Source organism: Caulobacter sp. HMWF025 (genome assembly GCF_003060965.1).
Lineage (GTDB): Bacteria > Pseudomonadota > Alphaproteobacteria > Caulobacterales > Caulobacteraceae > Caulobacter.
Genome location: NZ_QAII01000144.1, coordinates 1 through 23,548, shown reverse-complemented (window position 1 = coordinate 23,548; position 23,548 = coordinate 1). Strand labels below are relative to the sequence as shown.

Genomic DNA, 23,548 nt, shown 5'->3' with positions numbered 1-23,548 from the left:
CTGCTGGCCGACGCGGTGCTGGGCGAGACCGGCGGGGTGGAACTGCTGTCCCGCCTGCCCACCCCGCCGTTCCCGGGCGGCCGCCTGCTACGCTGGCCCCTGACCGTCGCAGGACTCAGCTGGTATGCGCTGCGCGACAGGCTTTAGCCGTTGCCCCATCGGGCCTCTGACCCAGGCCCGATGAGCCGCTCGGGCACCGATGGCAAGAGCGATCAAATATCCCGCCGGCTCAGCGCTTAGGACAGTCCGGACGAAAGACGGGTGGATGCCGTGAGCCTGACCGCAAAGATCATCTGGTACGTCGAGGCTCACCTCGACCAGGACCTGACCCTGAACCGCATTGCCCGGGGAGTCGGAGCCGGTCCATTCCATGTGGCGCGGGTCTTTGCCCTGACCTGCGCCATGCCGGTCATGGCCTATGTCCGGGCCCGGCGGCTGAGCCTCGCGGCGCGTTTGCTGCGGCCGGAAACGGACATCCTGTCCGTGGCCGTCAGTGCCGGCTACGGCTCGCATGAGGCCTTTTCCCGGGCCTTCCGGGCCCAGTTCGGGATTTCTCCCAAGACCTTTCGTCAAACCCAGGACCTGACAACCCTCAGACTGATGGAGCCCCTGACGATGACCGCATCCCATACCCTGCCTGTCCAGGCCCCCCGCATGGAGAAGGCCCCGGCCATGACCTTCGGGGGGCTGAACGCCTCCTACAGGCTGGCCAATCTGGCCGGGATCCCGGGCCAGTGGCAAAAGTTCCGCACTTGGCAGGGCCAGATCGAGGCCCAGACGGGCGAGGCCAGCTACGGCATTTCCCACAATTTCGCCGGGGAGGACCGGTTTGACTATATGTGCGCGGTCGAGATCGGCGGCGGTGAGCTGCCGGAGGGGTTCACGCGGCTCCGCATAGCGGCCCACACCTATGCCGTGTTCACCCACGAGGGCCATGTCAGTGGCATCGGCAATACCTGGCATCACATCTATGATTCGTGGCTGCCCGCTGCCGGGCTGAAACCCGGCAATGCCGCCAGTTTCGAGCGCATGGATGACCGGTTCGATAGCCGGACCGGCTCGGGAGTGATCGAGATCTGGGTGCCTGTGGCCTGATCCCGGCTCCGGCAGCGCGTGATTTGACATCGCGCCGCCGGGCCCGTCTCTTCGCGACATGACGACCTCGACCTCGCAAGCCCAGGCTGGCCTCGCCACGGCCCTTGACCACGCCCGGCGCCTCCTGGAGCGCGATCCGGCTCTGGCCCGGCAGCAGGCCGAGGCGATTCTGGAGGCCGTGCCGCGCCATGCCGAGACCACCGTCGTGCTGGCCGCCGCGTATCGGCTGGCTGGAGACCCTGCCCAGGCCCTTGGCGTGGTCGCGCCTCTGGCGAGGGCCTTGCCGACCATGGCCAGTGCGCAGCTGGAGCTGGGCTTTGCCCTCGCCGACCTTGGCCGCACCGCCGAGGCGGTGGCCGCGTTCCGGCGTGTCGTGGCTCTGGACCCCCGGGCGGGTGAAGCCTGGTTTGGGCTTGCCGAAGGCCTCGAACTGCTGGGTGACAGGGCCGGAGCCGAACAGGCCCTGGCCGAGCAGCTTCGGGCCTCGACGCGCGATCCGGCCCTGATCGCCGCCGCAGCCGCCCTGATCGACAATCAGCTGGGTGTGGCCGAGCAGCGGCTGCGGGATCATCTGGCCGATCATCCCGCCGATGTTGCGGCTCTGCGGATGCTGGCCGAGACCGGTGCGCGCCTCGGGCGCTATGAAGACGCCGAGCGGCTGCTGGTCGGCTGCCTGGAGATCGCCCCCGGCTTTGCCGCCGCCCGGCACAATCTGGCGACCATGCTCTATCGTCAGAACAAGACCCTTGAGGCCCGGCTCCAGATCGAGCGACTGACCGACCGCGATCCGAACCATCCGGGCTATGCCAATCTGCGCGCCGCCATCCTGTCGCGGCTGGGTGAATACGAGACGGCGATCGGAATCTACGAGACGATGCTGGCCCGCTACCCCAACCAGCCCAAGGGCTGGATGAGTTTTGGCCATGCCCTGAAGACGGTGGGGCGTCAGGCCGATTGCGTGGCCGCCTACCGCAAGGCTCTGGAACTGGCACCCGGACTGGGCGAGGCCTGGTGGAGCCTGGCCAACCTCAAGACGGTCAAGTTTGCCGAAGCCGATCGTGAAACCATGCTCGCCGCCCTCGGGCGCAAAGGCCTCTCGGACGATGACCGCCTGCACCTGCACTATGCCCTCGGCAAGGCGTTCGAGGACGCCGGCCACTATGCCCACTCGTTCGAACACTACGCACAGGGCGCGGCGATCCGGCGGACCCAGGTCGATTATGATCCGGAGGAGAACCACGCCGATGTCGGCCGGGCCCGGGCGGTGTTTACGCCGGCCCTGCTGGCCGCCACAGCGGGGCAGGGGTGCCAGGCTCCGGATCCGATCTTCGTCGTCGGTCTGCCCCGCTCCGGCTCGACCCTTGTGGAGCAGATCCTGGCCAGCCACAGCCAGGTCGAGGGCACGATGGAGTTGCCCGACCTGATCGTCATGGCCCGCCGGCTGGGCGGCAAGGCGGTCCGCCGGTCAGACTCGGCCTATCCGGAAATCCTGGCCGAGCTGTCGCCCGAGGCCCTGCGCGAACTGGGCGAGGAGTTCCTCGAACGCACCCGCGTGCAGCGCAAGACCGACCGGCCGTTCTTCATCGACAAGATGCCGAACAACTTTGCCCATACCGGCCTTATCCATCTGATCCTGCCGAACGCGAAGATTATCGACGCACGCCGGCATCCGCTGGGCTGCTGCTTCTCGGGCTTCAAGCAGCATTTCGCGCGGGGGCAGGCCTTCAGCTACGACCTGACGGACATCGGCCGCTACTATGCCGACTATGTGGCCCTGATGGATCACTTCGACACCGTGCTGCCGGGCCGCGTCCATCGGGTCATCTATGAACAGATGATCGAGGATCCAGAGGGTCAGATCCGGGCCCTGCTGGATCACTGTGGCCTGCCCTTCGAACCGGCCTGCCTGAACTTCCACGAGAACGACCGGGCCGTGCGTACAGCCAGTTCCGAGCAGGTCCGGCAGCCGATCTTCAAGAGCGCCGTCGAGCATTGGCAGAACTACGAATCATGCCTCCAGCCCCTGAAACAGGCCCTGGGCGAATGTCTGGAGACCTATCCGTGTGCGCCTAGAAAGTGACCAAGCCGGCGACGCTTTGCCATTTCTGCAACACTCGGAAGATTAGCCACTTTTTCACCTTTTCAGTCTTGCCGAGCTTCTGAACGCAGCGGAACATCCACGCCTTGAAACATGCGGGGAGTGGGCATGGCGTCGACGAAAAAAAGCGTGAAACGGGCGGGGCTGTATTCGGCTGCGCTTCTGGCTTCCACCATGCTGACTAGCGTGGCTGCGCATGCGCAGGACACCACAGCTGTGTCGCTGGAAGAGGTGGTGGTCACCGCCCAGAAGCGATCCGAGAATCTCCAGGACGTTCCGGTCAGCATCCAGGCGATGGGTGAGGCCAAGCTGGAGCAACTGCAGGTCGCCAGCTTCGTCGACTATGTGAAGTATCTGCCCAGCGTCTCGTTCACGACCTCGGGTCCCGGCTTTGGTCAGGTCTATATGCGCGGGGTCGCCAGCGGCGGCGACGGGAACCACTCGGGGTCCCTGCCCAGCGTCGGCGTCTATCTCGATGAACAGCCGACGACGACCATTCAGGGCGCGCTCGACCTGCACGTCTATGATGTGGCACGGGTCGAGGCGCTCGCCGGGCCACAGGGCACGCTGTACGGAGCCAGCTCGCAGGCCGGCACGCTGCGGATCATCACCAACAAGCCCAGCACGGCCGGGTTCTCGGCCGGGGTCGATGTCGAGGTGAACCAGGTCGATGGCGATGCCATGGGCCATGTCGAGGAAGCCTTCGTCAACATCCCGCTGTCGGACACCATCGCCGTGCGCCTGGTCGGCTGGAACGAGGAAACCGCCGGCTATATCGACAACGTCAAGGGCACCCGTACCTACGGCCGCGGCACAGCGACCAAGTCTGACGACCTGACCATCAGCAATGCCGGCATCGCCAAGGACAATTACAACAGTGCCAGCACCCTGGGCGGGCGTGCGGCCCTGCGGGTCGAACTGGGCGAGAACTGGATCATTACACCGGCCGTCATGGGGCAGCGCACCAAGTCGCGCGGCATCTATGCCTTTGACCCCAAGGTCGGAGACCTGAAGGTCACGCACTTCTATCCGGAGGGTTCGAACGACGAGTGGGTCCAGGCGGCCATGACCATCGAGGGGCAGGTTGCCAATCTCGACGTGACCTATGCCGGCTCCTACCTGAAGCGTGACGTCGACACCCGCCAGGACTATTCGGACTACTCGTATTTCTATGACCAGGTCGGCTACGGCTTCTACTGGACCGACGATGCGGGCGGCCTGGCCAATCCGTCGCAATACATCCAGGGCAAGGACGGCTTCACCAAGGAAAGCCACGAATTCCGCGTCGCCACGCCTGACGACAAGCGTTTGCGCTTCATCGGCGGCCTGTTCTACCAGCGCCAGCAGCACAACATCACCCAGCGCTACAAGATCGACGGCATCGGCTCCAGCATTGAGGTGCCCGGCTATAGCGATACCCTCTGGCTGACCGCCCAGCAGCGGATCGACCGTGACTATGCCGGTTTCGGTGAGGTCACGTTCGATGTTACGCCGAAGCTGACGGCCATGGCCGGTATCCGCTTCTTCAAGTCGGACAACTCGCTCGAAGGCTTCTACGGCTATGGCACCGGCTATGGCAGCACAGGTGAACGAGCCTGCTTCCGGACCGGCGGCGTCAATGGCGCGCCGTGTACGAACCTCGACAAGCGGGTCAAGGAAACCGGCCACGTTCCCAAGGTCACCGTCACCTACAAGTTCGATGACGACAAGCTGGCCTATGTCACCTACTCGGAAGGCTTCCGTCCGGGCGGTATCAACCGCCGCTCGACCCTGCCGCCCTACCAGGCCGACTATCTGAAGAACTACGAGTTCGGGTGGAAGACCAGCTGGCTCGAGAACCGGTTCCGCTGGAACGGTGCGGTCTTTATGGAAGACTGGAATAACTTCCAGTTCTCGATCGTAGGGCCCAACGGCCTGACCGAGATCAAGAACGCCAACCAGGCCCGCATCAAGGGCGTTGAGAGTGATGTCACGCTTGCGGTTGCCCGCGGCTTCACCATCAATGCCTCAGCGGCCTACACCGATGCCAAACTGGCTGCCAACTATTGTGGTGTTACCGACTCGGCTGGCAAACCGATTACCAACTGCGCCAGTCCACAGGCTCCGGACGGCACGTCGCTGCCCGTTACGCCCAAGTTCAAGTCCAACCTGACGGCGCGTTACGAGTTCGATCTGGGGCCCTACGAGTCCTTCGTTCAGGCTGCGGCCGTCTATCAGACCAGCAACTGGGCCAATCTCCGTCTGGCTGACCGGGCCTTTATCGGCCGCCAGCCCGCCTACACGCTGCTGGATCTTTCAGGGGGCGTGAGCCGGGACGAATGGTCCCTGTCGGTTTACATCAAGAATGTCACTGACAAGCGGGCCAGCCTGAACCGCTATACGGAGTGTGCGATTTCCGTGTGCGGGCCTCAGCCCTACACCGTGCCCAACCAGCCGCGCACGCTCGGTCTGAAAATTGGTCGTACATTCTGATTGTGATGGGGCGGCTCGCAAGAGCCGCCCCTTTTCAGTTCTGATCCTGTTTTGTGGCGTATCTCCATTCTCCCCGCTCGGTCCGGCGACGGCTGTTCACCGGCTCTGGGCCCGGCCGATCGGGACTTGATCCGCCTTCTGAGAGTGCCCGGCAGGCCGGCTTGCCGGCCCTGACCCGGAACCCGGCTGCGGCCGGAGAGAGCGGAAAGGGTATGCTTTCGTGAAAGTCGTCGAACCCAAGGCCCTGGGCTTCTGGATGTGTGTGGCCCTGGTTGTGGGCAACATGATCGGCTCGGGCGTCTTCATGCTGCCCGCGTCCCTGGCCCCCTATGGCTGGAACGCCGTTGTAGGCTGGGTCCTGACGATCGGTGGGGCGCTCTGCCTCGCCTTCGTATTCGCCCGTCTGGCCAAGGCCTTCCCGCAGGGCGGCGGTCCCTACATCTACACCCAGGAAGCTTTCGGGCCGTCGGCCGGCTTCATGGTGGCCTGGAGCTACTGGATCTCGGTGTGGGTCGGCAATGCCGCCATTGCCGCCGGGACGGTCAGCTATCTCAGCGTCTTCTATCCGGGAATCGCGACCCAGACCGGCCTGCACTGCGCCATTACCCTGATCATGATCTGGGGTCTGACGATCATGAACTGCTTCGGAGCCCGTCTCGCCGGCGGCATGCAGGTGATCACGACCGCCCTGAAGCTGTTGCCGCTGATGGGCGTCATCCTGCTGGCGGCCGTTGTGCTGGGCAAGACCGGCGGTTCGACCGTCCTGCCGTTCCATGCTTCGGACCTGACCCCGGTCGGGATCACCGCCGCCGCGACCCTGACCCTTTGGGCCCTGCTGGGCATGGAGTCGGCCACCGTGCCGGCCGGCAAGGTCGTGGACCCCGAACGGACCATTCCCCGGGCCACCCTGGTCGGTACGGCCTTTGCCGGAATCATCTATCTGATCGTCTGTTCAGCGGTGGTCCTGCTGACCCCGGCCGACCTGCTCAAGAGCTCCAACGCGCCGTTCGCCGACTTTGTCGGCCTGCACGGCGGCGGTGATGCCCAGCTGGTGCTGGCCGGTTTCGCGGCGATCAGCGGTTTCGGGGCCCTGAACGGCTGGATGCTGCTGCAGGGCGAGATCCCCTATGCCATGGCCAAGGGCGGGGTGTTCCCGGCCTTTCTCGCCAAGACCTCCAAGCGCGGAGCTCCGGTGCGGGCTCACCTGATTTCCAGCGTGTTCCTGACCATTCTGGTGACGATGAACTACGCCAAGTCGATGGTGGAGCTGTTCACCTTCATGGCGCTGCTGGCCACGGCCATCTCGCTGTTCGCCTATCTGCTCTGCGCCCTGGCGGCGGTGCGCCTGCAGATGGTGGGCCGTATGCCGCCCTCACGTTCGCTGATCGTCGTGGCCTTGGTGGCGACCGTCTATTCGTTCTGGACCCTGTACGGGGCCGGCGCGGCCAGCCTCTGGAGCCTGCTCCTGCTGGTGCTGGGACTGCCGATCCACTGGCTGATCAAGCGTGTGGCCGTCGTGCCGGCGTCGGAGTGAAGCTCATGAAACTCGCCATCCCTGGTCTTGCCGCCGTCGTCAGTCTGGTTCTGGCGTCGTCACCGGCCATGGCCCAGTCCGCGCCAAGCTACATCCATGCCGGCCGCCTTATCGATACTGAGGCCGGTCGGGTGCTGACCGACCAGTTGATCCGCGTCGAGGGAGACCGCGTCGTCGCGGTCACGCCCTGGAAAAAGGCCCCGACGGACGGCCCGGTGCTCGATTGGAGCGCCTATACCGTCCTGCCGGGCCTGATCGACTTGCACACCCACCTGGTCGACCAGGTGCAGACCGACAATATCGCCGAACCGCTGCTGACCACCGCAGCCGAGCAGGCCTATATCGGCGCGGCCCATGCTCGCGACACCCTGATGGCCGGCTTCACCAGCGTCCGCGATGTCGGCACCTGGCGCGCCTTCGGAGATGTGGCCCTGCGCAATGCCATCGACCAGGGACTCGTCCCGGGTCCGCGCATGTCGGTGGCCGGGGCCTATATCACCGCGCCCGGCGGGGGCGGTGAAATCACCGGGATTGCCGCCGATGTGGTCATTCCTCCGGAGATGCGCCGCGGGGTGGTCGAGGATGCGGCCGACACCCACCGCACGGCACGGGCCCTGCTGGTCGGCGGTGCCGACTTCCTCAAGCTGATCGCTACCGGCGCTGTCCTGACCGTCGGCACCGAGCCTGGTCAGCTGGAACTGTCAGAGGACGAAATCCGGGCCGCCGTCGAGGAGGCGGCCAGGCGCGGAACCTATGCCACGGCCCATGCGCACGGCGCCGAAGGCATCAAGGTCGCCCTGCGGGCAGGGGTCCGCTCCATCGAGCACGGCTCGCTGATTGATGACGAGGGCATCGCCCTGATGAAGGCCAAGGGCGCCTGGCTGGTCGCCGACATCTACAACGGTGACTTCATCGACGCCTACGGCAAGGCCCATGGCTGGCCCGCCGAGACCCTGCGCAAGAATACCGAGACCACCGACGCCCAGCGCGAAGGTTTCCGCAAGGCCGTCAAGGCCGGGGTGAAGATCGCCTATGGCACCGATGCCGGGGTGTTTCCGCATGGCTGGAACGCCCGTCAGTTGCCCTACATGGTTCGCTACGGCATGACGCCGATGCAGGCGATCCAGTCGGCGACGACCGTCGCAGCCGCCTTGATGGACAAGTCCCGCGACGTCGGCGCGATTTCGCCGGGCCACTATGCCGACCTGATCGCCGTTAAGGGCGATCCGATGGCGGACATTTCCATCATGTCAGCCGTCGACAAGGTGATGAAGGGCGGCGTGGTGGTGAAGGATTAGTGCCCCGCTTCCGCAGCCAGGCAGCGAAGCTCTGACGACCCTCGGAACCGATCAGGGTCCTGGCAGGTTTGTGTTCCCAGTGTGTAATTCTGAATTTGAAGTTCGGGCCGAGCCAGGTTCCGGTGCGCCAGAACCTCAGATCCAGCACGCTGATGGTCCGGGTGCCCGGTTAACGGGCGCTAACCGTGTGGCCCGGACCTTGCATTGTGCAGTGCAAACTAATCCTGCTGCATCGCAATGGCACATCTGTCATGATGGTGGGGCATAGACGATCCTGAGCCGGTCCAAGGAGGTCCATCATGGCCATCGAGAACACCTATTTCGTCCGCCCGGTCTCAGGTGTCTGGCATGTTACCTGGAACGATGCGCCCGACCTGATCGGTTCATGGTCGTGCCAGGCTGAAGCCCAGGCTGTTGCCGAGATGATGGCGCGCCACATGCGCGTTCAGGGTCGCAGCGCTCGCGTCGAAGTGGCCGAGCCTGAAGTTCGCCGCGCCTCCTGGGGTCGCAGCTTCGCCAGCCACGACGTCGCCGCCTAAACCAGCCAGCTTTCCAGAACCCGCCCGGCGATTGCTGCCGCCTCGCCGGGCGTAAAGACCGTGGCGTCGAGACACAGTTCCAGCCACAGGCCATCGACCACCGCAGTCAGGGCCACAGCCGCAAGCCGTGTTTGCGGAGCCCCGCAGTCGGTCAGCAGGCTTTCCAGCCTGGCCCGATAGACCGCATAGCTCGCCGCATGGATCGCGCCGATCGCCGGGCGAGTCTTGACCAGACTCCAGAAGGCAATCCAGGTCGCCAGCAGTTGCGGATCGAGAACCGGCGGCGCGAAGCTGGCCGTCAGATAAGCCGTGATCCGCGCGCGCGGATCAGGTCCCGCCGAGGCGACCGCCGCTTCCAGTGCCGCATCGATCCTTTGGCCCACGGCCTCGTAGGCGGCGGCGATCAGGGCATCGACGCCGTCGAAATAGTGTCGAAGCAGGCCGGGTGAGACACCGGCCTCCGCGCAGATGCTGCGTACGGACGTCCCGGCCACGCCCTCGCGAGCTAGCACCGCTTCCGCCGCAGCGACGAGGGTCTGGCGGCGGACATCCGGGGATTCGCGGGTAAAGCTGGCGCGCATGGTGTTAGCCCTGCCCCATCAAGGGGGAAGGGAGAAAAGTGCAAATCACCACCCCGTCGGCGGCCGGTTCAGCCGCGCCTCCGGGATCAGGTGGCGCATCTTGCGGCCAAAGCTGCGCAGTGAAACCTCAGAGGTCGCGAGCGGACCGGCCGTGAAGCTCTTCGACGCCATACCCTCCTGGACGCGGGCGACCAGCTCGGTGTCCTCGGCATTGACCTGGCGGTTGATGCGCCAGTTCAGATAGCGCGCCGCCTTCATCTCGCGACGGTCGTCAGGCAGGGCATAGGCGATTTCGCGGATCAGGGTCTGGGTGGCCGAGACCGGAATGAACTGCATGAAGTCCACCTGGTCCGGATAGATGTCGAAGGCGAAGTTCGGCCACAGCTTGAAATAGGTCCACAGCCGCTTGCGATCCGCCGGCAGGTGCGGAACGTCGGGCAGGATGCCTTGATAGATCCGTTCGGACGGGTTGTTCGACGGCTCGTCGATCAGTTGCCCCCACATCTTGTCGACCCAGGGTGCCGCTTCGACGCCGTAGCCCTTGCCGAACAGGCGCGTCAGGCCGGGATGGGCGACAGGGATGTGCAGGCCGTCGGAATAGTTGTCGCTGATGTTCTTCCAGTTCACCGTCCGGGGGCGCAGGGTGACGCGGCCGAACGGTTGCAGGTCCTCGAAGCGGTAGTGGGCCACCTCGTGCTCATAGGGAGCCATCATCTCGGCCACGGACGGTCCGTCGCCCTCCAGCCGTACGAAGACAAAGCCGCGCCAGACCTCGACCTCGACCTTGACCAGACCCTGTTTGTCCATCTCCAGGGCGGGATAGGTTTCCCGCATCGGCACGCCGATCAGGCGACCCTCGAGGTCATAGGTCCAGGCGTGATAGGGGCAGACGATCCGGCCGCCGCCCTTGCCGCAATGGCCGGCCGGTCCGTCCAGCAGGCGCGCGCCCCGGTGCCGGCAGACATTGGTGAACGCCCGCACCCCGCCGTCCTTGCCCCGGACGACCACGACGCTTTCGCCGATATAGTCGAGGGTGTGGAAATCGCCTGCCTTGGGGATGTCGTTCAGGTGACAGACGATCTGCCAGGAGGGCCGGAAGATCCGGTCCTGCTCTTCCCGGAAGAAGCGGTCGTTGTCGTAGGTCCAGCCGGGCAGGCCCCAGTCGGACTGGGGGTCGGTGTGAGTCATCATTGCACTGGCCCCCTACGGGCTGCTTCGCAGCCGTCTTCCCCCGCAGGGAGAAGATGAGATCGGTGCCGTCCATCTTCCCCCTGCGGGGGAAGACGATTGCGATGCGATCCGTAGGGGGCAAGTGACCTCGCCATCACCGCCCCACCACCGACAGCTTCAGGGCCGTGACGAAGTCCTTGTCGCGCAGGATCTCGCGCGCGGCATTGCGGCCCGGATTGCCCGAAACGCCGCCGCCCGGATGACAGCCGGCACCGCACATATAGAGCCCTTCAACCGGGCTGCGATGGCTGGCATGGCCCAGGACCGGGCGTGCGGCCCAAAGCTGGTCCAGCGACATGTGGCCATGCATGATGTCTCCACCGACTAGGCCCAGCTTCCGCTCGAGATCCAGCGGCGACAGGATCATCCGACCGACCACCGAGGCCTTGAAGTTGGGGGCCCAGGCATTGACCGTGTCGATGATCAGGTCGGCGGCGGCCTCGCGTTCGTCGTCCCACGACCGGCCGTCCGGCAGGGTCGGGGCAAACTGCTGGCAGAACAGGCTGGCCACATGCTGGCCCGCCGGAGCCAGGGTGGGGTCGAGGGTCGAGGGGATCAGCATCTCGACGATCGGCTTCTTGCTGATGCCGAACGCCTTGGCGTCGCGATAGGCCTCATCCATGTAGTCGAGGCTGGGCGAGATCACGATGCCGCACTGGTGGTGCTCGGCGGCGTCCTTGCCGGGCAGGCAGGTGAAGTCCGGCAGTTCCGACAGCGCCACGTTCATCCGGAAGGTGCCCGAGCCATTCTTGTAGCCCTTGATGGCCTTGCTGAAGGCCGGCGGCAGGGCCGAGGGCGCAACCAGCTTGCCGTAGAGCAGGGCCGGATTGAGGTTCGACGAGACGATCGGGGCCATGATCTGGCGACCATCGACCAACTGAACGCCCACCGCCCTGGAGCCCTTCTTGCCGGCCTCGACATGCACCGCCTCGACCGGCGCATCGGTCAGCAGTTCGACGCCGACGCCTTCACAGGCGCAGGCCATGGCCTGGGTGATCGCGCCCATGCCGCCGATGGCGTGGCCCCAGGCCCCCTTCTTGCCATTCACCTCGCCGAAAGTGTGGTGCAGCAGCACATAGGCCGAGCCCGGTGAGTCCGGGCTGGCGAAGTTGCCGACCACGGCGTCGAAGCCGAAGCTGGCCTTGACCGCGTCGCTCTCGAACCAGCCATCCAGGAAGTCGCGGGCGCTCTTGGTGAACAGGTCCAGCAGGTCGCGCTTGCGCTCGCGGCTCAGCAGGGCCAGGCGTGTGCCTTGCCGGGCGCCGCGTAGCAGGCCGTGGATGCCGTCACCCAGGTTCGGCGGAGTCTCGGCGGCGAGATCGCGCAGAACGTCGCCGATCTCGTCCAGCATAGCGTAATAGGCCGGCAGCACCTCGGCATCGCGACGGCTGTACTGGCGGAACGCCTCCTGGGTCCGCTCCAGCCCACCGCCCAGCTTGAGGTACTTGCTCTCGCTGATCGGCAGGAAGTTGGAGATCGGACGCTCGACGATCTTCAGCCCGTGGCGGTGAAGATCCATGTCGGCGATGACCCGGGGACTGAGCAGGCTGACCGTGTAGCTGGCGACCGAGTTGCGGAATCCGGGATGGAATTCTTCGGTCACGGCGGCCCCGCCCACAACGCTGCGCGCCTCGCAGACGGTGACCTTCAGGCCGGCCCGTGCGAGGTAGAAGGCGCAGACCAGCCCGTTATGGCCCCCGCCGATGATGACCGCGTCGCGCGTCGTAGTAGGCAGCATGCGTCTTCCCCCGAACCGTGAACGGGGAAATTGCTATACGACCGTATAATAGGCAAGGGCGATTGCAGGTTGGCCACGACGGCAGGTGAAGTGGTCCGGCCCTAAATCAGGCCTGAACGCGTTCGTCACCCCGTGCCGTCAGCCAGTACATCACCGGTGTCGCCACCCGAGAAAGCACGGTGCTGGTGACCAGACCGCCGATGATTGCGATCGCGAGCGGAGAATAGAGGCCCGACCGTTCCAGCGCCAGAGGCAGCAGACCACCGATCGCCGTAACGCTGGTCAGCAGCACCGGCAGGAAGCGGACTTCGCCAGCCTTCTCGATGGCGTCGTGCAGGCCCATGCCGTCCTTGCGCAACTGCTCGGTGAAGTCGACCAGCAGGATCGAGTTCTTGATCTCGATCCCGATCAACGCGATCAGACCGATCGTCGCCGTAAAGCTCAGGGAGTTGCCGGTCAGGGCCAGGGCCGCCACGGCGCCGAAGACGCCGAACGGAATGATCCCTGCGACCACCAGGGCGGTCTTGAACTTCTGGAACTCCAGAACCAGCACGGCGAGGATCCCGAAGACCGCGATAAGGATCGCGGCCCCCAGGCCCGAGAAGCTCTCGGACTGGGCCTCGGCCTGGCCGCCCAGGCTCAGCCGGTAGCCGGGGGGCATAGGCAGGTCCCGGGCCATGCGCGCGGCTGCATCCTCTGTGACCTTGGCGGCGAGGTAGCCGGTCGAGACATAGGACGTGATGGTCACCGTGCGTTCGCGGTCAAAGCGGTCGATCCGGGCCGGGCTCGACTTGAGGGTCGGGGTGGCAATCGCGTCGAGCCGGGCCGACAGGCCGTCGGCCGTCGGGACATAGACACCGTTCAGGGCCGAGAGGGCATTGCGGGCGGCACCATCAGCCTGTTCCATCGGCAGGCGAACCTTGACCGCATAGTCGTCGCCATCCGGGTCGCGGAAGCGGGCCGTCTCTTCGCCGGACAGGGCCAGGCGGGCAACCCGCCGCGCCGCGCCGGCCGGGATCCCGAGGGCCGAGGCCTTGGCCTCGTCAATGCCGAGGTCCAGGTCTGTCCGGTCCAGCCGGACGGGGTTGCTGACGTCGCGCGTGCCGGGCGTGGCCTTGAGAATGGCCTCGGCGCGGGCCGCCAGGGCCTTGAGGGCATCAAGGTTCTGGCCGGTCAGGCGAATGGCGATCGGGGCGTCGATCGGCGGACCGTTCTCGAAGGTGACGACGGTTATCCGCGCGCCGGGGAAGCTGTTGAAGTCCCGGCGCAGGCGATCGAGCACGACCTCGCTCTTGCCCGGATCCCATTTGTGCAGGCTGACAAAGACCTCGGCATAGGTGGTGGCGCTCTCGCGCTGGCTCTGGTTGTAGAAGATTTGCGGATTGCCCCGCCCGAGGTTTCCGGCCCGCCAGACGACGTCGGGTTCAGCCTTCAGGCGGGTCTCGACGAATTTCAGGACCCGGTCCGTGCGGGCCAGCGAACTGCCGTCGGGCGTCTCTATCCGGACCAGGAACTGCGGCGTCTCGGCCGGCGGGAACAGGCTGGAGCCGATGACCTTCAGCAGCGGAACCGTGGTGATGCAAAGGGCCAGCATCAGGGCCAGGGCCAGCCAGGGACGGGCCAGGGCCCGGTGCAGCAGCGGGCTGTAGAAGCGGTGAATGCCGCCATTGACCGCCTGCAGGATGGGGTTGCCTTCCGGGTCCGAATGCTTGTCCAGCAGCCGGCTGGCCAGGAACGGGATGATGGTCATCGAGACCAGCAGCGAGGCGGCGATCGTGCACAGCACGGTGACGGGCAGGGACTTGATATAGGCCCCCGACCCGGCGGGCAGGGCCATCAGCGGGAGGAAGGCCAGCATCAGCGTCGCGGTACAGCCCAGGACCGCCAGGCCGATCTGGCGCGTGCCGTTGATGGCCGCCTCGGTCCGTTCCTCACCCTCCCGGATGCGCCGGGCGATGTTCTCGGTGATGACGATACTGTCGTCGACCAGCAGGCCCAGGGCCAGGACGAAGCCGGCGATCGACAGCTGGTTCAGGGTGAAGCCGAAGCTCTGCAGCATCGACAGGCCGATCAGCAGGCTCAGCGGGATCGAAACCATGACCACCAGGCCGGCCCGCGGGCCCAGCGGCAGCAGGGTGATCAGCACCAGCACCAGGGCGATGCCGAAGTCCCGGAACAGGTTGTTCAGCCGGTGCTTGACGTTGTCGGCCTGAACGAAGCCGCGTTCCAGCTTTACCCCGGCGGGCAGGGTCTTCTCATAGTCGTCGAGAACGGCCTCGACTCCCTTGGTGATCCGGGCGACGTCCTGGCCGTCCTTCTGGGTCACGGTCAGGAAGACCGCTCGCTTGCCGTTGAAGCGGGCCAGGTGGGTGGGTTCCTGCTGGGCCCAGGCGACCCTGGCGACATCGCGAACGCGCGTGACCTGACCGCCGATCGAGCGGACCGGGGTATTCTCCACGGTCTCAAGCGACCGGAAGGCTCCGCCCGACTTGACGTTGAATCGGCGTTCCCCGGCCTGGACGGCCCCGATCGGTGCCTCGGCCCCGGCCGAGCGCAGGGCATCGGCGACGGCGGTCGCGGGCAGTTTGAGGGCCGCCAACCGGGCCAGATCGAGGGTGACCTGAACCTCCGACGGCGGGGCACCCCAGTACCTGGCTTCACGGACACCGGCCACGCGGTCGAGGCGTTCGCGCAGGCGGTCAGCGGTCTTCTCCAGCCGCCGCATGGGCAGGATGTCGCTGGTCAGGGCCACCTGGACGATCGAGACCTCAGTGGTTCGGGCCCGCTGGATATCAAGCCGCGCCAAGCCGGACGGCAGGTTGCCCCGGATGGCGTTCACCTCGCGCACGACCTGGTCGTACTTGCGCTCGGGGTCGACATCCCAGGTGAACTCAATCTTGACCACCGCCGCGCCGTCGAGGCTGGTCGACTCGACCTTGGTGACATTGTCGAGGCCGTCCACCGCATCTTCGATCGGATCGACGACCAGTTGCTCCATTTCTGCCGGCTCGGCCCCGGGCAGAACGGCGCGCACGATCACAAACGGGATCGGGAAATGCGGGTCCTCTGACCGCGGAATGGTCAGCAGGGCATTGATCCCCAGCATGACCAGCAGGCCGAAGGCGACGAGGGTGAACTGCCAGCGGCGAACCGCGAGGCCGGCCAGGTCGAACGACACGACTAACGGCTCCCAGCCGTCGTGGACGGCAGCTTGGCCGGATCGACCAGTCGAACCTTCTCGCCGTCACCGACAAATCCGGCTCCGGCGGTGATCACCTGCGCGCCGTCAGCCAGGCCCGAGACCAGGGCATCGTCTCCGTCAAAACCGCCGAAGCCGACGGCGGTCCGTCGTGCGATGCCGCCGTCGAGGCGCAGGACGAAGGCACGAGCACCCTCGGCTTCCAGAACCGCCTCGGCCGGAATTCGGGCAAAAGCCCCGGTCCGCTCCGGTGCGGTCCGGACGGACAGCTCCGCGCTGGCGATTTGACCGCTGCGCAGGTCCGGCCGGCCGGAAAGCTCGATTTCGACCGTGACGGCACCGGTCCGGGTATCGGCCGCCTCGCCGAGGCGGGTGACGGTTCCGTTCAGCGCCTGCTCCCCCATTTCGGCGACCCTGACCCGGGCGGCGTCGCCAACCCGGACCCGCCCGGCGTCGCGGGCCGAGAGCGGCAGGCGCAGCACGAGCGGACTGGTCAGGTCGGCGACCTTGAGCACCACCTGACCCGGTTGAACCACCTCGCCGGCCTGGGCATTGCGCGCCAGGACCACGCCGGACACCGGTGAAGTGAGCTGGGCCCAGCGCCGGTCGAAACTGGTTGAGCTGTAGGCGGCTTCGGCAGCCTTCAGCGCGCTGAGCCGGTCATCCAGGCGCTGACGGCTGACATAGCCCTTGTCGAACAGGGTCCGGTCGCGCTCGACGTCGCGGCGCGCCCGCTCGAGGTCTGCCGAGGTCTGCTGCTGGCGGGCTTCCAGATTGGCCGGATCGATGGCTGCCAGGGCCTGACCGGCGCGGACGCTGTCACCGGCCTCGACCGCCATCCGGGTCAGGACCCCGCCGATACGGAACGACAGCGCCATTTCGCGGCGGCGTTCCAGGGTCCCGGTGCCGGAAACCTGCGCCTCTGACTTGGGACCGGACACTGCGACAGCCTCAACCGGGGTCGCCGGGGCCTGGGCCTTGGGCGTCTTGTCCTTGCCGCCGCAGCCCGCCAGCAGGGGCAGGGTGGCGGACATGACAAGCAGGCCTCGCAGGGCCTTGAGCGTGGGCGGGGAGGAGCGCCGCATGGCCTTGTTCCAAATCAATCGACGATAAGTTATCAGTGATAGATTGTTGGGACTTGTCAAGGGCGGCAGGGGATGATGAAGGTCACGAGATGATGAAGGCGCCCAGCATAAGATCTCCGCGCAAGGCCAAGGGACATGGCGGCGAGCGGCGGGAAGAAATCCTCGACGCGGCCCTGTCCCTGTTCAGCGAGAAGGGCGTGCACGCGGTCTCGACGCGGCAGATTGCCGAGCTGGCGGGGATCTCGCAGCCGGCCCTCTATGCCTATTTCGCGACCAAGGATGACATGGCCGCCGAGCTCTGTGTGCGGGCCTTTGCCATCCTGACCAGTCGCATGGCGGCCGCCCGGGTCGGACACCAGCCGACGGCGGCCAATTTCGAGCGCTCGATGCGGGTCTATGTCGATTTCGGGGTCGAAAACCCCAATCCCTACCGGGTGGCCTTCATGATCGAGAAGAGCCAGCACGGCGAATTTCTCGACAAGATGAACAGCCGGCCGATGCTGGCCGGTCTTGAGGCCTTCCAGATGTTCAGCGACATCGTCGCCGAATACCAGGCGGTCGGCATGACCCTGCTCGACGATGTCCAGATCACGACCCAGACCCTCTGGGCCGGGCTGCACGGGCTGGTCTCGTTGCTGATCGCCCGCCCCGAGTTTCCATGGGCCGAGCGCGAGGTGCTGATCGCGGCGCACATCACCATGCTGCGCCGCGGGGCCCTGAAGCCCTAGATCGAGCGGTCTGCCCGCTCGCCGGGCTCTGGCAGGCGAAGACGGGGATCGCGGACCGGCTCGACCACGCCGTTCAGGGCCTCCAGCGCCCCGCCGAATTCGACCGGGCTGCGCCTGTCCTTCTTCCGGGCCTCCAGCGGGTCGTCGACCTTGTTCACGCCGTATGGACCGTCCTTCGGGTGGGCGGGATCGATGTGTTTCCGGGCATAGTCGACGTCCGTGCAGTCCTTGCACCGGAAGCCGTTGATGATCTCGATGGCCAAGTTCGCTGCTCCCGCCTGTTCTTGCTGCAGGCAAGGTCGTTCGGCGGCGGCGAAAGGTTACGTGGAAAAGTCGGGCGCGCGCGCCTATATCCGCGCCTTGGATTTATCGGAGCCTGTCATGGCCAAGCTGCAGCCCCTCCAGTCGTTCAGCCTGCAAGAGACCGAAGACGGTTATCGCCTGCTGGTGTCGGCCATCGGTGGCGACACCCTCTATGTCTCGATCACGCCGGACCAGATGGACGACATCATCGATTCCCTGGAGCTGGCGGTCGGCGGCGAGGGGGACGGCGAAGAGGATGAGGGCGAGGCGGAGTTCTAGGCCCGGCTCCTGATCCGCTTGGCCCTGGGTCAGGCTCTATTGCCTGTGGCGAGCAGTCCGGCCACTTCGCGCAGGGCGCGCGACAGGGTCGAGGCCTTTTGCGGCGCGCCCAGAGAGAGCCTTACACCCTCGCGTGTGATGCCCGGGGCCCTGAAGGAGCCGGCATCGACGAGTGAAAGGCCCCGGGCCCGGGCCCCCTCCAGCAGGAGGCCGGGACGCCCGCCCTCCGGCAATTCAAGCCAGACATGCAGGCTTTCGGGCCCGCCGAGCGCCACCGGCAGGATCTCCGCAGCGACGCGGCGGCGCACGATCGCCTCGCGCCGGACACCGTCAAGCACCCTTTGGGCATCGCCTTCGCGGATCCAGTGGGTGACAAGGGCCGCCATCAGCGGTGGCGGCATCTGGGCGATATCATGGAGGGCCTGGGACGTCTCGGCGACCCGCGCCACCGGAGCGACCACAAAGGCGATCCGCAGGCCCGGCGACAGGGTCTTGGCCGTGGTTGCGACGTGGAACACGCCTTCCGGCCACAGACTGGCCAGGGCGCGCAGGGGCTCTGTCGGCGACAGACCGTAGGCATCATCCTCAAGGATCAGCACCCCCGCTTTTCTGGCAATCTCGACGATCGCCTCGCGCCGCGCTTGACCCATGGTCGCCGTGGTCGGGTTCTGGAAGGTGGGCGTACAGCAGATCGCGACGGGCGCGTGCCGGGCAACCAGTTGCGCCAGCGCCTGGGGCTCCAGGCCCTGGTCATCCATAGGGCAGGCGATGACGCGCAGGCCGCGCTGGGCGGCGGCGGCCAGTAGACCCGGATAGGTCAGGGCCTCTACGATAAGGGTCTGGCCGGGACGGGCCAGTAGCCCCAGCAAGGCGGTCAGCGCGGTCTGGGCACCGCTCGCGATCAAGACGCGCTCGGATGCAACCTCGCCCAGGGTCGGTGCAAGCCAGTGGGCCGCCGCCGTGCGCTGGGCCAGGGACCCGGCACCGGGATGATAGGCCATCAGCACTGCGGGATCGGTGCGGGCCAGGATGAGGCCTGTTGTTTCGCGCAGCAGGGCACCCAGGTTCAGTCCCTGGGGCTGGGGCGGCAGGTTCATCGACAGGTCGACCAATCCGGCTTCATCTTCGCCGGTTTGCCGGCGAACAAAGGTGCCGCGCCCTGCGGTTCCCTCGATCAGGCCCCGGTCGCGCGCCAGGGCATAGGCCCGGGTGACGGTGGTGAAGTCGATCCCGAGCCGTCGCGCGACGTCGCGCTGGGCCGGGATCAGGTCCCCGGACTGCAGCTCTCCCTCCGCGATGGCGGCCTCCAGCGCCTGGGCCAGCCGTTTGTAGGCCGGACCTGACAGGGCTTCAGTGCGTTTCAGCCAGGCGACAGAGGGATGCGACGGCATGGTGGTTGTCTCGCAGGCCATAGATGCATACATTACATCAATATTGTATGTAACAAGTTTGCGATTGTAGGAAGGGCTCTTGATGGCCGATCCGCTTTACAATTCTCCGTCTCCGCTTCTGTCGGGCCTGCGCTGTCGCTGTCCGCGCTGCGGTGAGGGCAAGCTGTTCGCCGGCTTCCTGAAGCTGGCCCCGGCCTGCGACCGCTGCGGCCTGAGCTATGCCTTCGCCGACCCTGCCGACGGTCCGGCCTTCTTCGTGATGAGTGGCGTCGGCATTGTCGTGATCGGGGTCTTCACCTGGGTCGAGGTCGTCTATCGGCCGCCGCTCTGGGTCCACTTTGCCACGGTGTTCCCGGTGCTGATCGGTGCGTGCCTTGGCACGTTACGGCCGGTCAAGGCGTGGCTCGTGGCCTCGCAGTTCATTCACAAGGCCGAGGAAGGCCGGTTCGAGAGTGTCGGCCGACACGACTTCGATGAGCGGCGGCTCTAGGCCAGCAACTGCAGGCCGCGCTTTTCCAGCTCGGCCTTGATCTTGCCGGCGACCATGCCCAGCATGCCGGGCAGGGCGACGTCGAGGCGCACGTGATCCTCCATCACCGTGACAGCCCCGGTGATGGCCTGGCCCATGGCCTGGGCTGAGAAGTTCAGGACATCGCCGGTCCAGCTCTGGGTGAAGCGGGCCGCATCGCCGCCCGGAATCTGGCCGGCCATCTGCTCCAGTCCCGTCTCCAGACGCCGCCGCGCCTCGGCCGCGCCCAGCCGGTGGGGAAGGGTGAGGGTGATCATCTTGGCCATCACGGGTCTCGGCTGAGGAACAGGGGCGGAGGGTTTCGAAGCGGCGAATGTTCTGGCGACCGTTTCTGACGTAAGGGCGAGTCAGGTTCAAGCGTCCACGGAGCGTGGCCGCCGAAAGGGGATGCCAGTTTCGGTACCTGTCACGCTCCCAAGCTTTTGACTGGAGCCTGTCCCGCCGGACCGGCTCGGGAGACCGTCATGACCGACCTTGCCCTGGCCGACCTCGCCATGCCCCACGCCTTCCAGCCAACCCGCCGTCCCGCCCGGCCCGGCCGTCCGACCGGCCTGATCGGTGCGATCCACTATGCGGGGGTACTGCTGGTCTGGCTGGGCCTCTATGTCGTCGAACGCGACCTGGCCCTGAAGGTGTTTCGCGAGCGCCGCGCCGACTCCCCGCTCCGCCGCGACTGGCGCGGCTAGCCCCCTCGCCAGACACGGCAAACAGTGACAAGCCTTGCGCCATGTCGCTGCACCTGACCGCCCGCGCCGTCGATCACCCGCTCAAGGCCCCGTTCCGGATTTCGCGCGGGGTCAAGACCGCTGCCCAGGTCGTGGTGGTCGAGGCCCATCAGGACGGCCATGTCGGGCGCGGCGAGAGCGTGCCCTATGCCCGCTATGACGAGACCGTCGAGGGCGTTCTGGCCCAGTTGAAGCCGGTTCTGGACGCCCTGGTCGCAGACGGTGATGAGGCGGCAGCCCAGGATCTGCTGCCGCCCGGCGCGGCCCGCAACGCCCTGGACTGCGCCCTGTGGGACCTGCGGGCCCGGCGCACTGGGATCAGCGTCGCCGAAGCCACCGGCCTGCCGGTCCCGCCGTCCCTGATCACCGCCGTGACGGTCAGCCTCGACAGCCCCGAGGCCATGGGCATCGCCGCTCGCGCGGTGGCCGACGCCCCGCTGATCAAGATCAAGCTGTCGGCCGAGGACCCCGCCGCCTGCCTCCGGGCCGTGGCGGCGGCCGCACCGGAGAGCCGTTTCATCGTCGATCCGAACGAGGGCTGGACTTTCGAGATCCTGCACGGCCTGCGCAGCCTGCTGGCTGACCTGCCCATCGCCCTGGTCGAACAACCCCTGCCGGCCGGGGCCGATCACCAGCTCGACGGCTATGATCCGCCCTATGTGATCTGCGCCGACGAGTCGGTGCATGTCGGCGGCGACCTGGCCGCCCTGCGCGGCCGCTATGGCGCCGTGAACCTCAAGCTGGACAAGACCGGCGGCCTCTCCGAAGCCGTGCGCATGCTGGAAAAGGCCCGCGACCTGGGTTTCCAGCTGATGACCGGCTGCATGGTGGCCTCGTCCCTGAGCATTGCCCCGGCCCTGCACCTGGCGGGCGGATGCCAGTATGCCGACCTCGACGGTCCCTGGTGGCTGGCTCACGACCATCCGGGCGGTCTGCGCGTCGCGCGCGGCCGCATCACGCCCCCGGCGGCGGGCTTCTGGGGCGATGGGGTGAAGGCTGAGGGGCTGTGGTTGTAGGGCGGCTGACCACAAAGAAGCGTGTCGACGAAAAAGTTGTCATCCCGGACAAGCCCAGCGAAGCGGGGCGCAGATCCGGGACCGCCGGAAGCGCTGAGTTCACGCGACGGTCCCGGATCTTCGCGCTACGCGCTCGTCCGGGATGACAGTCATTTTCAGTCGCACGAGACGGCCACGCCCCGCTTTCGCGGGGATGAGCGCTGCGTCTACCCGTTCGCCGCCGCATAGGCGTCTACCGCGGCCACGCGCTCAGCCTTCTCGGCTGCGCTCAGGAACGAGCCGGTGAAGCTGTTCCGGGCCAGGGTCACCAGCTCCTCACGGGTCAGGCCCACGGCCGTCGCGGTAGCCATGTAGTTTTCCAGCAGATAGCCGCCGAAATAGGCCGGATCATCGGAATTGACCGTGGCCTTCAGGCCAAGCTCCAGCATCCGCTTCAGCGGGTGAACGTCCAGGCTGGGCACGCCGCACAGTTTCAGGTTCGACAGCGGGCAGACGGTCAGAGTGATGCCGTCGCGGACCAGACGCCCGGTCAGGGCCGCGTCTTCCAGCGCCCGGTTGCCGTGGTCGATGCGGTCGACCTTCACCAGATCGATGGCTTCCCAGACGTATGCCGGCGGGCCTTCCTCGCCGGCATGGGCCACGATCTTCAGGCCCAGTTCGCGGGCCGCTGCAAACACCCGCGCGAACTTGGCCGGTGGATGGCCGACCTCCGAGCTGTCCAGCCCCACACCGACGATCTTTGAGAGCCAGGGTCTGGCCTGGTCCAGGGTGGCGAAGGCCTCGTCTTCCGACAGGTGGCGCAGGAAGCACAGGATCAGCTTGGACGTGACGCCCAGCGTCTTTTCCGCCTCCTCCATGCCGGCCAGCAGGCCCTGCATCACCGTGCCGAAGGCGATCCCGCGCTCGGTATGGGTCTGGGGGTCGAAGAAGATCTCGGCATGGGTTCCGCCATCGGCCGCCAGCCGGGTGAAATAGGCGAGGGCCAGATCCCTGAAGTCCTCGGCCGTGATCAGCACCCCGGCCCCCTGGTAGTAGATGTCCAGGAAGTCCTGCAGGTTGGAAAAGGCATAGGCCGCGCGGATCTCGTCCACCGACTTGAACGGCAGCACAACCCCATTGCGCTCGGCCAGCTGGAACATCAGCTCGGGCTCGAGGCTGCCCTCGATGTGCATGTGCAGTTCAGCCTTGGGCAGGCCGCGAATGAAGGCGGTGAGATCGGTCATGGTCGGAGTCATCGGGGCAAGGCGCGGCGCGGTCAAGGGTAGGTGGAGGCGCAGATATCAGTTCTGAATTTGCAGAAAGCTGTTCAGGCGGAAAAAGCCTATAGCGAGAAGGGAAAAACAACTTCTAGGCCTTTACACGGCTAGAAAATCGGACATTATTTTTATTAGATAACTACGATCTGTGGAGGGACGAGTGCCTGAAACTGTAGAATTTGATATCGATTTACGCCCTCAGTTTCGTTGGTTGGAATTGGTAAATCTGAATGAGGGAAAAGTTATAGAAATAAGTTTAGAGTACTTGTCGGCAGAAAGTTTGTATAAGCCAAAAATTAGAAAAATTCCAGGATCCATTAAGTCTAAAGGCGTTCTTGCTGTAGATCTTTACGGCCTATTTGAGAGAGTAAATGAAGTAAAAATTTTGTATAAAATTAATAAGAAATCATTGTCAGGGAATATTTTTGCTGATGATATTCCGGGTTCTAGGT

Annotated in this window: 21 protein-coding genes and 1 pseudogene; 13 read left to right on the top strand and 9 right to left on the bottom strand. The window is 65.9% G+C overall.

Annotation, left to right across the window (positions count from 1 at the left end; translation table 11 throughout):
• From DBR10_RS20140 to DBR10_RS15015, 7 genes and pseudogenes are all read left to right on the top strand, one after another.
• Positions 1-147: pseudogene (locus DBR10_RS20140) on the top strand (FAD-dependent oxidoreductase); the annotation flags it as partial.
• Positions 148-270: 123 nt separating this feature from the next.
• Positions 271-1,095, top strand: a complete 825-nt coding sequence (locus tag DBR10_RS15040) for an AraC family transcriptional regulator (protein ID WP_158272221.1) — start codon at positions 271-273, stop codon at positions 1,093-1,095.
• A gap of 58 nt (positions 1,096-1,153) precedes the next feature.
• Positions 1,154-3,175, top strand: a complete 2,022-nt coding sequence (locus DBR10_RS15035; RefSeq protein ID WP_108556478.1) for a tetratricopeptide repeat-containing sulfotransferase family protein — start codon at positions 1,154-1,156, stop codon at positions 3,173-3,175.
• Between the two features lie 126 nt (positions 3,176-3,301).
• Positions 3,302-5,665: a TonB-dependent receptor gene (locus DBR10_RS15030; protein ID WP_108556477.1), complete on the top strand. Its 2,364-nt coding sequence runs from the start codon at positions 3,302-3,304 to the stop codon at positions 5,663-5,665.
• A 220-nt stretch (positions 5,666-5,885) separates the two neighbouring features.
• Complete coding sequence (locus tag DBR10_RS15025) at positions 5,886-7,199, top strand: amino acid permease (protein ID WP_335582564.1); 1,314 nt, start codon at positions 5,886-5,888, stop codon at positions 7,197-7,199.
• Between the two features lie 5 nt (positions 7,200-7,204).
• On the top strand, positions 7,205-8,497 hold the full coding sequence (locus tag DBR10_RS15020; RefSeq protein WP_108489775.1) for a Xaa-Pro dipeptidase: 1,293 nt from the start codon (positions 7,205-7,207) through the stop codon (positions 8,495-8,497).
• Between the two features lie 299 nt (positions 8,498-8,796).
• Positions 8,797-9,036, top strand: coding sequence for a hypothetical protein (locus DBR10_RS15015; protein WP_108489774.1), 240 nt, complete (start codon positions 8,797-8,799; stop codon positions 9,034-9,036).
• On the opposite strand, the gene DBR10_RS15010 is transcribed toward DBR10_RS15015, so the two are convergent.
• The 5 genes from DBR10_RS15010 to DBR10_RS14990 all read right to left on the bottom strand — a co-directional run bounded on the left by DBR10_RS15010 (position 9,033) and on the right by DBR10_RS14990 (position 16,869).
• Positions 9,033-9,617 carry a TetR/AcrR family transcriptional regulator gene (locus DBR10_RS15010; RefSeq protein ID WP_108506229.1) on the bottom strand — a complete coding sequence of 195 codons (585 nt, stop codon included), beginning with the start codon at positions 9,615-9,617 and terminating at the stop codon, positions 9,033-9,035. The two genes, DBR10_RS15015 and DBR10_RS15010, sit on opposite strands and share 4 nt — an antisense overlap.
• Positions 9,618-9,662: 45 nt before the next feature.
• Positions 9,663-10,808, bottom strand: coding sequence for an aromatic ring-hydroxylating oxygenase subunit alpha (locus DBR10_RS15005; protein WP_108556476.1), 1,146 nt, complete (start codon positions 10,806-10,808; stop codon positions 9,663-9,665).
• 133 nt (positions 10,809-10,941) lie between these two features.
• Positions 10,942-12,585, bottom strand: a complete 1,644-nt coding sequence (locus DBR10_RS15000) for a phytoene desaturase family protein (protein WP_108505991.1) — start codon at positions 12,583-12,585, stop codon at positions 10,942-10,944.
• A 106-nt stretch (positions 12,586-12,691) separates the two neighbouring features.
• The gene (locus DBR10_RS14995; protein WP_108556475.1) at positions 12,692-15,763 is read right to left on the bottom strand and encodes an efflux RND transporter permease subunit; all 3,072 of its coding nucleotides are present in this window, start codon (positions 15,761-15,763) and stop codon (positions 12,692-12,694) included.
• A gap of 2 nt (positions 15,764-15,765) precedes the next feature.
• Positions 15,766-16,869 carry an efflux RND transporter periplasmic adaptor subunit gene (locus DBR10_RS14990; protein WP_108505534.1) on the bottom strand — a complete coding sequence of 368 codons (1,104 nt, stop codon included), beginning with the start codon at positions 16,867-16,869 and terminating at the stop codon, positions 15,766-15,768.
• 92 nt (positions 16,870-16,961) lie between these two features.
• Here DBR10_RS14990 and DBR10_RS14985 point away from each other — a divergent pair, with 92 nt between their 5' ends.
• A complete protein-coding gene (locus DBR10_RS14985) occupies positions 16,962-17,597 on the top strand; it encodes a TetR/AcrR family transcriptional regulator (protein ID WP_108505535.1) in 636 nt (211 codons plus the stop codon).
• On the opposite strand, the gene DBR10_RS14980 is transcribed toward DBR10_RS14985, so the two are convergent.
• Positions 17,594-17,860 (bottom strand): hypothetical protein, encoded by a 267-nt coding sequence (locus tag DBR10_RS14980; RefSeq protein ID WP_108505528.1) that lies wholly within the window; start codon positions 17,858-17,860, stop codon positions 17,594-17,596. The genes DBR10_RS14985 and DBR10_RS14980 overlap by 4 nt on opposite strands.
• A 118-nt stretch (positions 17,861-17,978) precedes the next feature.
• Between DBR10_RS14980 and DBR10_RS14975 the strand changes: the two genes are divergently transcribed.
• Positions 17,979-18,179: a hypothetical protein gene (locus tag DBR10_RS14975; protein WP_108505529.1), complete on the top strand. Its 201-nt coding sequence runs from the start codon at positions 17,979-17,981 to the stop codon at positions 18,177-18,179.
• 29 nt (positions 18,180-18,208) lie between these two features.
• Here DBR10_RS14975 and DBR10_RS14970 read toward each other — a convergent pair whose 3' ends face one another.
• Positions 18,209-19,570 (bottom strand): aminotransferase-like domain-containing protein, encoded by a 1,362-nt coding sequence (locus DBR10_RS14970; RefSeq protein WP_108505530.1) that lies wholly within the window; start codon positions 19,568-19,570, stop codon positions 18,209-18,211.
• An 82-nt stretch (positions 19,571-19,652) separates the two neighbouring features.
• Here DBR10_RS14970 and DBR10_RS14965 point away from each other — a divergent pair, with 82 nt between their 5' ends.
• Positions 19,653-20,060, top strand: coding sequence for a DUF983 domain-containing protein (locus DBR10_RS14965; protein WP_108490199.1), 408 nt, complete (start codon positions 19,653-19,655; stop codon positions 20,058-20,060).
• Here DBR10_RS14965 and DBR10_RS14960 read toward each other — a convergent pair.
• On the bottom strand, positions 20,057-20,365 hold the full coding sequence (locus DBR10_RS14960; protein ID WP_108490198.1) for a polyhydroxyalkanoic acid system family protein: 309 nt from the start codon (positions 20,363-20,365) through the stop codon (positions 20,057-20,059). The two genes, DBR10_RS14965 and DBR10_RS14960, sit on opposite strands and share 4 nt — an antisense overlap.
• A 198-nt stretch (positions 20,366-20,563) precedes the next feature.
• On the opposite strand from DBR10_RS14960, the gene didA reads away from it, so the two are divergent.
• Together didA and dgcA are read left to right on the top strand one after the other, a co-directional pair.
• Positions 20,564-20,785 carry a DNA damage-induced SOS-independent cell division inhibitor A gene (gene didA, locus DBR10_RS14955; RefSeq protein ID WP_442861122.1) on the top strand — a complete coding sequence of 74 codons (222 nt, stop codon included), beginning with the start codon at positions 20,564-20,566 and terminating at the stop codon, positions 20,783-20,785.
• 41 nt (positions 20,786-20,826) lie between these two features.
• Positions 20,827-21,840 (top strand): N-acetyl-D-Glu racemase DgcA, encoded by a 1,014-nt coding sequence (gene dgcA / locus DBR10_RS14950; protein ID WP_108505531.1) that lies wholly within the window; start codon positions 20,827-20,829, stop codon positions 21,838-21,840.
• Between the two features lie 206 nt (positions 21,841-22,046).
• Here dgcA and DBR10_RS14940 read toward each other — a convergent pair whose 3' ends face one another.
• Entirely contained in the window at positions 22,047-23,075 is a 1,029-nt protein-coding gene (locus DBR10_RS14940; RefSeq protein ID WP_369831726.1) for an adenosine deaminase, read from the bottom strand.
• 181 nt (positions 23,076-23,256) lie between these two features.
• On the opposite strand from DBR10_RS14940, the gene DBR10_RS18945 reads away from it, so the two are divergent.
• Positions 23,257-23,548, top strand: a 292-nt coding sequence (locus tag DBR10_RS18945) for a hypothetical protein (RefSeq protein WP_146187860.1), incomplete at its 3' end; no start/stop codon positions are given.